This window comes from Rhodococcus sp. ACS1 (assembly GCF_002300155.1).
GTDB lineage: Bacteria > Actinomycetota > Actinomycetes > Mycobacteriales > Mycobacteriaceae > Rhodococcus_F > Rhodococcus_F koreensis.
Genome location: NZ_NSDZ01000005.1, coordinates 912,127 through 925,292, shown reverse-complemented (window position 1 = coordinate 925,292; position 13,166 = coordinate 912,127). Strand labels below are relative to the sequence as shown.

11 protein-coding genes are annotated in these 13,166 nt (G+C 67.9%); 1 reads left to right on the top strand and 10 read right to left on the bottom strand.

Annotated elements, in window-relative coordinates:
- Positions 1–81 precede the first annotated feature (81 nt).
- From CJ179_RS25040 to CJ179_RS24995, 10 genes are all read right to left on the bottom strand, one after another.
- Positions 82–399: an NIPSNAP family protein gene (locus CJ179_RS25040; RefSeq protein WP_072938775.1), complete on the bottom strand. Its 318-nt coding sequence runs from the start codon at positions 397–399 to the stop codon at positions 82–84.
- Positions 380–1,060 (bottom strand): NADPH-dependent F420 reductase, encoded by a 681-nt coding sequence (gene npdG, locus CJ179_RS25035; protein WP_072938776.1) that lies wholly within the window; start codon positions 1,058–1,060, stop codon positions 380–382. The genes CJ179_RS25040 and npdG overlap by 20 nt, the downstream gene beginning before the upstream one ends.
- Positions 1,061–1,196: 136 nt before the next feature.
- Positions 1,197–2,021 carry an IclR family transcriptional regulator gene (locus CJ179_RS25030; protein WP_095863214.1) on the bottom strand — a complete coding sequence of 275 codons (825 nt, stop codon included), beginning with the start codon at positions 2,019–2,021 and terminating at the stop codon, positions 1,197–1,199.
- A gap of 29 nt (positions 2,022–2,050) precedes the next feature.
- On the bottom strand, positions 2,051–2,521 hold the full coding sequence (locus tag CJ179_RS25025; protein WP_072938780.1) for a VOC family protein: 471 nt from the start codon (positions 2,519–2,521) through the stop codon (positions 2,051–2,053).
- 73 nt (positions 2,522–2,594) lie between these two features.
- Positions 2,595–4,205, bottom strand: a complete 1,611-nt coding sequence (locus CJ179_RS25020; protein ID WP_095863213.1) for an AMP-binding protein — start codon at positions 4,203–4,205, stop codon at positions 2,595–2,597.
- Positions 4,187–5,641 (bottom strand): aldehyde dehydrogenase, encoded by a 1,455-nt coding sequence (locus CJ179_RS25015; protein WP_083395636.1) that lies wholly within the window; start codon positions 5,639–5,641, stop codon positions 4,187–4,189. Before CJ179_RS25015 ends, CJ179_RS25020 begins: the two co-directional genes overlap by 19 nt.
- A gap of 28 nt (positions 5,642–5,669) precedes the next feature.
- Entirely contained in the window at positions 5,670–6,557 is an 888-nt protein-coding gene (locus CJ179_RS25010; RefSeq protein ID WP_072938786.1) for an LLM class F420-dependent oxidoreductase, read from the bottom strand.
- Positions 6,558–6,585: 28 nt separating this feature from the next.
- Entirely contained in the window at positions 6,586–7,788 is a 1,203-nt protein-coding gene (locus tag CJ179_RS25005; protein ID WP_072938789.1) for a CaiB/BaiF CoA-transferase family protein, read from the bottom strand.
- Positions 7,789–8,023: 235 nt separating this feature from the next.
- On the bottom strand, positions 8,024–11,299 hold the full coding sequence (locus tag CJ179_RS25000; RefSeq protein ID WP_095863212.1) for a protein kinase: 3,276 nt from the start codon (positions 11,297–11,299) through the stop codon (positions 8,024–8,026).
- 188 nt (positions 11,300–11,487) lie between these two features.
- On the bottom strand, positions 11,488–12,057 hold the full coding sequence (locus CJ179_RS24995) for a TetR/AcrR family transcriptional regulator (protein ID WP_072938795.1): 570 nt from the start codon (positions 12,055–12,057) through the stop codon (positions 11,488–11,490).
- Between the two features lie 124 nt (positions 12,058–12,181).
- Here CJ179_RS24995 and CJ179_RS24990 point away from each other — a divergent pair, with 124 nt between their 5' ends.
- Complete coding sequence (locus tag CJ179_RS24990) at positions 12,182–13,162, top strand: potassium-tellurite ethidium and proflavin transporter (protein ID WP_095863211.1); 981 nt, start codon at positions 12,182–12,184, stop codon at positions 13,160–13,162.
- Positions 13,163–13,166 lie beyond the last annotated feature (4 nt).

Here is a 13,166-nt window from a genome sequence, read left to right as displayed (position 1 = left end):
AACTCGAATCACTATATGGAACAGATTAGGGGCAGGATGCGGCGACGGTCAAGAGTCGGGCCCAACCTCTTCGGGCGCCGCTCAGGGCCGGGCGTACGCCGGAGTGACCAGGAACGTGCTTCGAATCTCCGAGATCAGCGGCCCGTCGCTCTCCGTGCGCGCCTTCACCGCGAGCCACCGAGGATCGGTCTGGAACCGTGCCCAGTGCGCGTCCGCGGCCTCGGCGTCGGGGAAGGCCACCAGGTACACGATCCGGCCGCGGTTGCCCGCCTCGTGCCAGAAGCCGTCGACCTGCAGCCCGAATTCCGCGAACAGGGCCAGGGTCTCGTCGGCGAACCTGCGATGAAGGTCGTCGGCGCGGCCCGGTAGAGCGATGTACTCACGCAGCTCGTGGATCATGAACAACCCCGTTCACAGCGAGACCCGAGTGCGTCTTGTAGCGCTTGTTGACGTTGATGAGAACGGCGGTCAGCGGTTCGAGCTGCCGCGCCACCCGCAGTACCCCGCCGTCGATGCCGGGCCGGCCCGTGATCGCGACTGCGAGCCGGGCCACCTCGTCCTTGGCGGTCCGGTCGTCGCCGCACACGAGCACATCCTCTTGGACGAGGCCTTCGTGCTCCCAGAGTGTGACTGCCGACAGGTGGTGGAACGCAGCCACGACGGTGGCGTCGGGCACCAGGTCCCGCAACTGCTCGGCAGCGCTGCCCTCCTCGACGTCCAGACCGTACGCCCCGGCCTTGTCGAAGCCGAGCGGGTTCACACAGCTGACCAGGAGCTTGCCCGCGAAAACGGGAGCCAACCCGGAGACCAGCTCACGATGGCCCTTGTACGGGACGGCCAACAGGACGATGGGACAGTCGGCGGCGGCCGACGCGTTGTCGGCAGCGCTGACCCGGGCGCCGTCACCGGCGCGTCTGCGCACCTCGGCGGCCGCTTCCTCGGCGCGTTCGATCGAACGCGATCCGATCACGACGTGTCTGCCGGCCGCTGCGAACCGGTACGCCAGCCCCTTTCCCTGGGGCCCGGTGCCGCCGACGACGGCGATCTTGTTGCTGGTCATCTATGTCTCCTACGAACAGTGGACGGGGATACCTCGGGCGCGTGGCACCCGGAGGTGGGCAGCCGACCATCGAGGGTCGACTCGGAGCGGCAGGCCCCGGGTGGGGTCGCCGCAGGAAAGAAAAAGTGCGGGTCGGTCAGCCGCGTCCGGCGTCGAGGTCCGGCGCCCCGGCGGGAGTCGGGTAGTCCTCGGGGATGTGTCCGCCGATGCGCGAGCTGATCTCCCGTGACGCCGTGACGAGGTAGTCGGCGATGCCGGCCACGCCCTCGACCGTCAGGTCGTCACCCATGCCGAGCAGGGCAATGAACAGGCATGGCACGCCGTCCCGGTCGAATACCGGGACCCCCAGGACGTTGAGTTCGGGGCGATACTCGCCGTAGACCGCGCCGTAGCCCTGCGCCCGGAGCTGCTCCAGTTCGGAGTCGGGGAACGAGATGGGCCCCGGGCGCCCCCGGCCCGGCCATGCTGCCGCCAATCGGCTGATCAACGGGGTAGTGCGGTCGAAGCGCGAACCGACCTCGATGGTGACCTTGACGGCTTTGCGGCTCTCGATCTTCGCGATCGCCGTGAAGTGACCGTCCGGCATCGGCTGGATGGCCAGGCAGGCCAGCTCGGTCCGCTCGGCCAACCACTCCATGTACGTCCGCGACGCGGCGACGGCCGACGTTCGCGCGATCGCCGCGACCCCGAATTCCACGAGCAGCGGACCGAGGTTGTACCGGCGCGTCTCCTGGTCGTACACGACGAGACCCTCGACCACCATGGTCCGGAGCAGGACCGACGCCGTGCTCTTCGCCAGGGCGCAGCGCTTGGCCAGCTCGGTGAGCGTGGCACCGGCAGACTGCTGGACCAGCGTCTCGAGCACGCGGGTGGCGCGTGAGACAGCGGGGACCAACTGTTCACCGGTTTGCTCGCCCCGCTCGTCGGTCGTGCCGCTTCCCGGGACTTCTGCCTTGGTCAAGGGTTCCTACCTTCGTCGTGCGAATGCTGTCAGCCGACCGTAGCGGCCTGCCCCAGCAGTTCGGCGAAATGGAACAGCGTGCCGTCGGGATCGCGGGCGAAGAGCAGCCGCCAGCCGTTGACTCCGTCCGGACCCATGATGGTCTGCGGCGAGTGCAGGAACTCGACACCGTCGTCCGCCAGCCGTGCGTATTCGGCGTCGATGTCGTCGGTGAGGATCGAGAATCGGCACAGGCCGGGGTGTACGAGGTCGCTCTGCGCCCGCCCCTCGGAGCGTGCGTCCCGCCACTGGATGAGGTCGAGCATGGCCTCGTCCGGGGAGTTGTTCAGGCGCATGTGCGCGAAACGGAGCTTGCTGGCCCCTTCGACCATGAATGCCCGCGCGAGGTTGCTGTCGTCGACCTCTTTGTCCTGCGCTACCTGGAAGCCGATTCGCCGGTAGAAGTCGATCGACTTGTCCATGTCGGTCACGTTGATGCCGACGTGCCAGAATTTTCGCATTGCTTCGTCCTTCGTGTTCGTCTAGCTGGGTCGATAAATAGCGCTCCGCGGGTTCGCGGGATTCGCCGAGTGCTCAAGCCGGGGGCCGCACCAACTCGCGGCGCCGGACCTTTCCGGTCTCCGTGCGCGGCAACGTTGCGACTGCCTCTATCTCACGGGGCCGGGCGTGCGGACCCACCGCCGCCGTGACGAGTTCGCGGAGCTGTGCCGCGATCTCCTCCGTGAGCTCTCCGGCAGCGAGGTGCACGAACGCCTTGACCTGTTGGCCCATCTCCCGGTCGGGCAGCCCCACCGCTGCCGCGTCCAGGACCTGCGGATGACGCTTCAGGGCCTCTTCGATCTCGGCCGGGCCGATGCGGTAGCCGCGGCTCTTGATCACGTCGTCGGCGCGGCCCAGGTACTCCAGCCGGCGCCCGTGTGCGAGCCGCGCCAGATCGCCCGTCCGGTGCCAATCCCCCGGAGGGGGTACCGCCCGAGCCGAAGACGAGTCCCAATAGCCAAGGAGTGCAACCGGATCCGGCAGTTCGAGCGCGATCTCACCGACCTCACCGGGTGCGACGCGGACGCCGTCCTCGTCCAGAATTGCGATGCGGTGCCCGGGGTACGGGGCGCCCATGGTTGCGTCGTCGACCGATCCGAGAGCCGCGGAGTCGCCGATGAGGGCGTTGGCCTCGGTCTGGCCGTAGGCCTTGTTGACGCAGTCACTGAGGTGGCTGCGGGCCCAGCCGAGTTCCGCAGCACCGGCGGGCTCTCCCCCGGTCACGACCGCGCGGAGGCGTTGCCGTGCCGATTCCCCGTGCTCGGCGAACATCCGCAGCACCGACGCGGGCAGGAAGGCGGTGGTCACGCCGAAGCGGGCCATCATGTCCAGGGTGGCGGCGGCGTCGAAACGCTGTGGCCGATGAGCCACGACGGGGACGCCGAACGACCACGGGACCAGCAACCCGAGCATCAGGCCGCCGATCCAACCCCAGTCCGCGGTGCCGAAATACACGTCCCCGGGCCTGAACAGCTCGAAGGCGTAATCGACGCCCGCGTGCCCGAGCAGGGCGCGGTGTCCGTGAACGATGCCTTTCGGTGGACCGCTGGTGCCCGATGTGTACATCAGCAGGGCCGGGTCCGAGGGCCGGCCGGGCACCGGGGCCAACGGGTCGACCCGGCGGGCGAGGTCCCCGAGCCTCGGACCACGCGCGCCGTCCACCGTGAGCACGTCGACGTCGCGCAGCGAGCACCCCGTCGACTCGAGCCGGTCGACGCCCGGACCGTCCGTGACCAGCACGGTCGCACCCGAGTCGGCGAGCCGGTGCCCCACCGAGTTGCCGGTGAGCAGTCGCGGGACCGGCACGAGCACGGCCCCGGCGACGAGCACCCCGAACACGACCTCGGCGGCCTCGACCGACGGGTCGAGGTACAGGACGACACGGTCACCGGGCTCGACCCCGCGGGCGCGGAGGACACCCGCGATGCGCACGGCGGCGCGCTGCACCTGACCGAACGTCACCTTCTCGGGCGCGTGGGTCCCCTCGCGCAGCACGGCAACGGCGTCGGGATCGCGGGAGAAGAGGGCGTCCTCGGTGATCGTGTAGTCCGCCGCGGGCTCCCAGTCCGGAACGTGGCGGGCGTCGATCAGCCGTCCCACGATCTGTGGCCGGGACGGCCCGGAGGTCAATCCAGGCGTGCCCATATGCTCTTCTCCTTGGTGAAGCTCTCGATGGCGGCCTGGCCGAGGTCGCTGCCGTAGCCGCTCTGTCCGAAGCCGCGGTACGGCGACGCGGGGTTGAGCACTCCCCAGGTGTTGATCCACACGTTGCCGGCGTCGAGGGTCTGCGCGAACCTCAGTGCGCGGCCGACGTCGCGGGTGAACACGCCCGCGGCCAGCCCGTAGATGGTGTCGTTGGCGAGGGTGATCGCCTCGTCCTCGCCCTCGAACGGCAGGACCGACAGCACGGGTCCGAAGATCTCCTCCCGGGCGATGCGCATGTCCGCGGTGACTCCGGCGAACAGCGTCGGACGGTAGTAGAAGCCCTGCTCCGCGGCTCCGTTCGGCGACTGGCCGCCGCCGCTGATCAGCTTGGCGCCCTCCTCGGTCCCGGCCACGACGTACGAGTGGACCGATTCCCGTTGCGCGGCACTGACCAACGGGCCGATCTCCGTTTCGGGGTCGAGGGGGTCGCCCACCCGGGCGGCCTCGACCCGCTTCTGGACGAGTTCGACCACCTCGTCGTAGATGGGCCGCTCGACGAGCAGCCGGCTCGCAGCCGTGCACGTCTCGCCCTGGTTGCCGTACATCGCCTGGAAGACCACGGCGGCGACCGCCTTCGGGGACGAGTCGCCGAACGCCACCAGCGCCGACTTGCCGCCGAGCTCGAGCGAGGTCGTGATGAGGCGGTCGGCCGCCATCCGGCCGATCTGCTGGCCGACCTCGGTCGAGCCGGTGAACGTCACCTTGCCGACCAGCGGGTGCTGCACCAACGCGTTACCCGCCACCGAACCCCGACCGGGCAGGACGTTGACCAGCCCCGGCGGCAACCCGGCCTGGAGGGCCAGCTCGCCGAGCGCCACGGGGACGAGCGGGGCGAGCTGCGCAGGCTTCAGCACGATGGCGTTGCCCATCGCGAGAGCCGGCGCGATCTTCCAGACCGCCTGCACTGCAGGGAAATTCCACGGTGTGATGGCACCCACTACGCCGATCGGCTCACGCAAGGTGTAGTTGAGGAACCGGCCGGGAGCCGGCGTCGTGCGACCCTCGATCTTCGTCACGAGGCCCGCGAAGTACTCGAGGGTCTCGATCATGATCGGAAGGTCGACGCCCAACGACTCTCGGATGGGCTTGCCCATGTCCCGGCTCTGCAGCTGGGCGAGCTCGATCTTGTGTTCCTCGATCAGCGCGGCGTAGCGGAACATGAGCCGGGTCCGCTGGGCGGGACGCATGCGCTGCCACGCCTTGGCCGCGACCCTCGCGGACTCGACGGCGCGCGCGACGTCCTGAACCGTCGCCTCGGCCACCGTGGCCAGGTGCGACCCGTCGGCCGGGTTGATCGAGTCGAAGGTCGCCCCTGTCGACGACGGGCTCAGTTGGTCGCCGATGACGAGGGGAACTGTCGAGGTGAGTGCCTGCACAATTCTCGTCCTTTCTTCCGCCGGGCCGTCAGGCCAGGTTGTGTGCGGTGGGGAGGACGGCGTCAGCGAGTTCCGCGAGCTCCTCCATGGTTGCTTCGAGGGTGTCGTGTTCGAACGACGTGTCGCAGATGAAGTGGGTGACACCGAGGTCGCCGTACGCTTCGATCGTCTCGGCGTTGTACGGCGCCGTCCGCAAAGGCCTTGCGGTGAGCGTGATTTCACTCATGTCGCGGCCCGCCTCCTCCACGTACTGCTGCAGGGTGGCCAGGTATCCGGCGTACTCGTCGGGCGCGATCGCAAGGGGGTGCCAGCCGTCGCCGATCGCAGCGATGCGGCGCAGCGAGGCGGTGCTATATCCCGCGAACCAGACGGGGATCGTGCCACGCACCGGCTTCGGGTACATCTTGAAGTCGTGGAGCTGGTAGAAATCGCCGTCGAAGTCGACCTCGTCTTCCTTCCACATGTGCCGCATCGCGTTGACCATCTCGGTGGTCCGCTTGCCGCGGTCCTTGAAGGGCGCTCCCAGCAGCTCGAACTGCTCCTTCATCCAGCCCACGCCGATGGCGACCGAAAGCCGCCCGCGCGACATCACGTCGATGCTCACCAGCGTCTTCGCGGTCTGGACGAGGGGACGCCACGGCAGGATCAGACACGACGTGCCGAGCTCGATCCGCTCGGTGGCCGCCGCCGCCCACGTCAACGACGTGAGGCAGTCGAGGTACGGCGTGGCGGGGTCCCACAGGAACTTGCCGTCCTCGGTGTACGGGTACGGCGTCTCGACTCGGGTCGGCAGCGCGACGTGATCAGTCATCCAGAGGGAGTCGAAGCCGATCTTCTCCGCGTACCGCGAGACCTCCGTGATCGCCTCGGGCCCTGCCCACGGTCCCGCTCCCGGGATCCTGATTCCGACCTTCATTGATGCTTCCTTTCGCCGTGTTCGGTGGTCATCGGACGACGCTGTCGGCCCGGAGGGCCGCGATCCGGTCGTCCTGGTAGCCGAGATCCCGGAGAATCTCGGTGGTGTGCTCGCCCAGCGAAGTCGGTGGGCGATGCACGTGACCCGGGGTGCCCGAGAGCTTGACCGGGAGGCCCGGGACCCGCAGCGGTCCGAGTTGGTCGTGGTCGATGTCGACGACGAGGTCCAGGGCCTGGATCTGGGGATGGGTGACGGCCTCGTCGTATGCGAGGACCGGGGCGCAGATGATGTCGTGAGCCGAGAGCAACTCGACCACGTCGTCACGATCGCGGGCGGCGAACCAGGGCGCGAAGGCGGAGTCGAGGGCCTCGCGGTGCTCCAACCGGGACGCGGCGTCCGCGAAGCGCGGATCGTCGACGAGAGCCTCCACACCCATCGCCCGGGTCAGCTTGACGAAGTGGCGGTCGTTGAACGCGACCAGGTGGACCGCGCCGCCGTCACGGGTCGTATAGGCGTTGTACGGCGCGTAGAAATTGCTGCCGTTGCCTACCTTGCCCTGAATGTAATCGGCGAGGAGGTACTGCCCCAGCCACGGAGTCTGCAGATGGAACAACGCCCCGACCAGGGACACCGAGCCCGTTTGCCCCTCCCCCGTGCGCTGTTTCGCGAAGAGTGCGACGAGGGCGGCGATCGCGACCAGGTAGCCCGCGGCGCTGTCGGCGACGGGCGGCCCGGCCTTGAGCGGCTTCCCGGAGCGTTCCCCGGTGGCCTCCATGAGGCCGGTGAGCGCCTGAGCGACCGGGTCCATGGCAGGACGGCCCGCGAGGGGCCCGCTGTCGCCGTACCCGCTGACGTTGAGGCAGATCAGGTGAGGGTGCCGTTCGCGAAGCTCGGCGGCGGTCAGCCCGAATCGCTCACGAACCCCGGGCAGCATGTTCTCGATGAGCACGTCCGCCGTCGAGCAGAGTTCGTGGAACAGCTCGAGACCTGCCGCCGTTCGAAGGTCGAGCGCGACAGCGCGCTTGTTTCGGTTGACGCCCGAGTAGACGCCACTCATGCCGTCGCGCCCCGGCCCGAACGTCCGCGACTCGTCACCACCGATCGGCTCGACCTTGATGACGTCGGCACCGAAGTCGGCGAGCAGCGATGCGCCCAACGGGCCGGCCACCATCGTCGCGGCGTCGATCACCTTGATGCCCGACAACGCTCCGCTATTTCCGGTGAACCCCATCACAAGCTCCGTTCATAATACTGAACTGACATCATTATTTGGAACTCCACGGACGTTACGAGCACCGCCACCCGCTGTCAAGAGGGGATTTGCCGCCGATCGGCGGGCAGAGTGCGCGACTCGGCCCCAGGACGGCACCGCTGCCGGACCTCGCCGCGAAGACTTGCGAAGCGCGAGATACACGTTTGCCGACCACAGATTTTCATCCGTTCGACTAGAACGGACGTGCCTGCGTTCAGCCGCCGGTCTGCTCCACGACCCAGGCCGCGACCTGTGCTCGCGAGGTGAAGCCCAGTTTCGCCAAGATGTGCTCCACATGCCCCTGAGCGGTGCGCGGCGAGATCACCAGGCGGTCGGCGATGGCCTGATTGGTCAGCCCTTCGGCGATGAGGTCGGCGACTTGACGCTCCCTCTTGGTCAGACGCGTCGACGGGCCGGTGCCGTGCGCGGACGTGCCGGCCGGCTGTTCATGCAGGGCGTAGGCGATGGCCGCATCGAAGCCGAGCTGCTCACCTCTGCGGTGGGCAGCGTCGAACACCTTGCCTCCGAGTGCCTTCCGGCTCTTTTGTTTGCATTCTTCATGGTAGACAAGCAAATCGGAATAGATCACCGCAGCGCTTCCCACCGATCGCGCCAACCCTTCCGCTGCTCCGAGCAGCACCGCGGCCCTCGGTTCGTCGCGGAGCCCGCAGGCGATCCAGGCGAGTGCCTCGAGCCCCGACGCGGCGACGCGTGGGCCGTGCACCTGCCGGGTCAGCTCCAGCGACTGCTCGAGCACCCGGACCGCGCGATCGTCGTCGCCCTGTCGCCACACGGCAATCCCCAAGGCCCACAGCGAATGCGACCGATACATCTTCTCGCCGTGGTGTTCCGTGATCGCGAGAACACGCTCGAGGTATTCGATCGCCGGGTCCGTCAAGTCGCGGAGCCCGTACGCCAGCCCCAACGGGTACAGGACGGCGACTTCGAGCGTGCGATCGCCGCGTTCGGCGAACTCCGCGAGCGCCGTTTCCAGGTGCGAGGACGCAGATTCCAGTTCACCGCTGTAGAGGGCCAGCATGCCCTCGGCATAGGCAACGAGAGAGCGCATCATGGGATCGCTCGTGTGCGCGGAGAGAGTCCGCGCCTCCGCCACGAGTGCCGCCCCCGCCTGCAGGTCACCCTGCACATTGGCCATCATGCCGGCACGCTGGAGTGCCTTGACCCACTCGACTGTCGGCGGACCACTCTGCCGGGCGAGCAACTGCGCGAACCAGCGCCGCCCCTCGCCGTACAGACCCTGGGAGCCCCAGAACAGGAACAGTGCGGATGCGGTGCGCAGTGCTGCGGCGGGATCGTCGTCGGCACCGAATTCGAGGGCCTCCCGCAGGTTCGGTTGCTCGCGCTTCAACCTGCGGATCCAGTCCAACTGGTGGGCGCTGATCCACTCGGACTCCGCCTCGAGCGCCAGCGTCTCGTACCAATCACGGTGACGACGACGCAAAGTCACGGTCTCGCCGGTCTGCTCGAGCTTCTCGCAACCGTACTCGCGGAGGGTCTCGAGCATCCGGAACCGCACCACCGACCCGTGCCCCTCCCGGATCAGGATCGACTTCTCCACCAGGGAGGTCAGCGTGTCGAGCAATTCGTCCGGGCCCAGTCCGTCGCCACACACCTGCTCGGCGGCATCGAGTTCGAAGCTCCCCGCGAAGACCGACAGCCGTCCCCACACCAATTGCTCACCGGCGGTGCATAATTCGAAACTCCAGTCCATGGACAACCGCAGGGTCTGCTGCCGCGTCGGCGCACCCCTGCTGCCGCGCGACAGCAGGGAATAGCGGTCGGTCAGACGGTGCAGGATCTGCTCGGGCGACATCGCCCGCAACCGGGCCGCGGCCAATTCGATCGGCAACGGCAACCCGTCGAGGCGATTACAGATCCCCGCCACCGCCGCCGCGTTGTCCTCCGTCAGCTCGAACCCGGGAACCGCGGCCGCGGCACGTTCGACGAACAACGACACCGCCTCGTATCTGCGCACACTCCGCAGGGACGGTTTCCGGTCAAGCTCCGGCACGGCCAGCGGCGGCACCCGCAACACCGCTTCCCCACCGATGACCAGGGGTTCGCGGCTGGTGGCCAGGATCCGCAGCGCCGGGCACACCCGCAACAGTGTCTCGGCCAGCTCCGCCACAGAGTCCACCAGGTGCTCACAGTTGTCGAGGACCAGCAGCAGTTCCCTGGAAGCGAGGAACTCGATCAACACCTCGCGTAGCGGCCGCGCCGAATGATCCCGCACACCCACCGCCGCGGCCACCGCGTCGACCAGCGAAGACTCCTCACGCACCTCGCCCAACTCGACCAGCCGCACGCCATCGCCGTAGTCCCGTTGCACCGCCGCGGCGACCCGCATCGCCAGCCGCGTCTTGCCGACCCCTCCGATCCCGGTCAACGTCACCAACCGCGACCCCGCGAGCAGATTCCTGGCCTCGGTGAGCTCGTTCCGGCGGCCGACGAAACTGGTGAGTTCCAGGGGGAGGTTCCGCCCGCCACTCCTCGCGGACGTACCGGTAGTGCCCGTGGATCGAAACCGGCCGGACACCGGCTGTCCGTCGTTCCCGTGCGCGTCGGATTCCATGCGGAGGGCCATGTCGTCGACCGGAAGACCGTGATCGACTTGGATCCGGCGCAGTTCCTCTCCGAAATCTGCCGCCGTCGCCGGACGTTCGCCGGGAGTACGGGACATCGCGCGCGCGATCGCGTCGGCCACGTCGTCGGGGATCCCGTGCTCCCGCAGGTCGGGCACGGGTTGCGTGGTGATCCTCAGGAACTGCGCGACCACCTGTTCCCCACTGCCGCGTTCGAACGCGGCATGACCGGTGAGAGCGCTGAACAGCGTGGCCCCGAGACCGTAGACGTCCGCGGCCGGGCTCGGCGGATCGCCCTCGAGGACCTCCGGTGCCGTATAGGCCGGCGACCCGGTGACGACACCGGTCGCGGTCTCGAAACCGCCGGAGATGTGCGCGATGCCAAAATCGGTCAGCGCCGGCTCGCCGTAATCGGTGAGCAGAATATTGGCGGGTTTCACGTCCCGGTGCAGGATCCCGAGCCGATGCGCGGTCTCGACCGCACCCGCCATCTTCACCCCCAGCCGCAATACTCTGTCCAGTTCGAGAGGGCCGTCCCGACGAACCCGGACCTCCAGCGAGTCCTGCGGGTGATACGGCATCACAATGTAGGGAAGGCCGCTGTCGGTGGCGCCGACCTGCAATACGCCGACGATGTTCGGGTGCCCGGTCAGCCGGCCCATCGCCCTCTGCTCCCGGAAGAACCGGGCCCGGTTCTCCTCGTCGAGATCGACGGTGAGCACCTTCACCGCGACCGTGCGATCCAGGTCCGCCTGAATGCAGCGGTACACCACCCCGAAGCCGCCGCGCCCGATCTCCCGGGCGTCGTCGAAACCCGCCGCACTCAGCTCCGAAGCCACGACGGGGACGACGTGCCGCTGCGTGTCGAGCGGATCGGCTTCACCCATCGGACGGTCTACTCACCCCGTCGGCTCATGGTCCCGAACACCGGTCCCGACGGCACGACCAGTGCAAGAACAATCGTGGGCTCCTCAGCCCTCGGTAGCGTGCATTCCAGGATATAGCCGCAGACCCTGCGCGCGGGAGCATCTGAACGTCGCCGACTCGAGTTCCGGACACCCCGGTCTTGCGCAGATCACAGTCCGCCGACGCACCCCGCGACGACGGTCGCACACGCCTCGGGTCGGCCACCTGATTTCACGAGCACGCTGAGTCCGATCACCGACGCGAGCAATTGACGCGCCGCAATGTCGGCAGGCCGGTCCGCTCCGAACTCCCCGGACTGCTGCCCCTGCTCGATCGCGTCCCTGAAGATGCCTTCGATCCGGGCGAACAGCTCGTCCGCGATGCGGTTCACCTCGTCGTCGACGGTGCCGAGCTCGGCCGCGGCATTGACCATGACGCACCCACGCCGGTGCTCGCCGACCCCGGCGAGTACCGCCATCGCCGTCTCGAGGCGGGGCCCGACCGGGCCGGGCGCGGCGAACAGATCGGCGAGGTATTCGAGCCGCATCGCGGTGTAACGCCGAAGCGCTCGCAGGAACAAGTCGTGCTTGCTCCCGAATGTGTTGTACAGGCTGCCCTTGCCGATCCCCATCTGACCGGCGAGTTCCTGGGGCGTCGTCGCGGCGTACCCCTGAAGCCAGAACAGGTCCATCGCCTTGTCGATCGCCGCATCCGTCTCGAACAGCCTCGGTCTAGCCACCGAAGTAGGTTACTCGCGATCGCTATTTGACCTCAAGGTCAAATAGCAATACGGTGACCCTCGCCCATATTAGACCTCTAGGTCAATAACGGAGTACGCCGTTTCGAGAAGGAAGGCATTTTCCTTGTCCAATCACCGCCCGAGCACTGCCCGTGAGTCACGCGTCCGTGCCCACCGACCGTTGAACCTGTTCGCGATCCCTCTGGGTCTCGCCGGACTGGCCCAGGCCTGGTCGGTCGCCACGACCGCGCTCGGCACTCCGTTCGCGCTGACCCAGGCGTTCTGGCTGCTCGCAGCGCTCGCCTGGATCTGGACCGCCACCGCACACACGCATCGCGCCAGGCGCGCGGACCACGGGATTTCGCAACAGCTCACACACTTCGTCCACGGCCCACTCGCGGCGCTACTTCCGATCTCGGCGATGCTGCTCGGAGCAAACCTGCACCGCACATTTCCGATCGCCGGCACGGCTCTGACCCTGCTCGCCATCACGGCCGGGGCGGTATTCGGCGCATGGATGTTGAGCTTCTGGATGAGCGGAGAGATGGCGCTCGAATCCGTGCACGGCGGCTACTACCTCCCCCTCAGCGCAGCCGGCCTCGTCGGTGCGCTTGCCGCAGCCCAAATCGGTCTCGACTGGCTCGCCGTCGGAAGCTTCGCGGTCGGCCTGTTCTTCTGGGTGATCATTTCCGTGTTCTTGTTCCTCAGACTCGCGCTGCGCCCCACCATGCCCGCGCCCCTGACCCCGACACTCGCGATCATGATCGCTCCGCCGGCAGTCGGCTCGGCAGCATGGCTGACCATCTCGAACGGGCGACCCGACGCCCTGTTCGTGGCGCTCACCGCCGTCACGGCGTTCATGGTCATGGTCCAGGCGCCCTTGCTGACGCGCTACCGCGCCCTGACGTTCTCGCACGGCTTCTGGTCGTTCACCTTTCCGGTGGCGAGTGTCGTCGCCCTCACCATCACGTGGCTTCACCTCGTACAGCCACGTGCCTGGCAGCCCCTCACGGCCGGACTGCTCGGCGCCGCGACTCTCCTCGTGGTGACGATCGCGACGAAATCGATCCTGTTGACCTACAAGAGCGCTCAGAAGATTCGATGAGGGG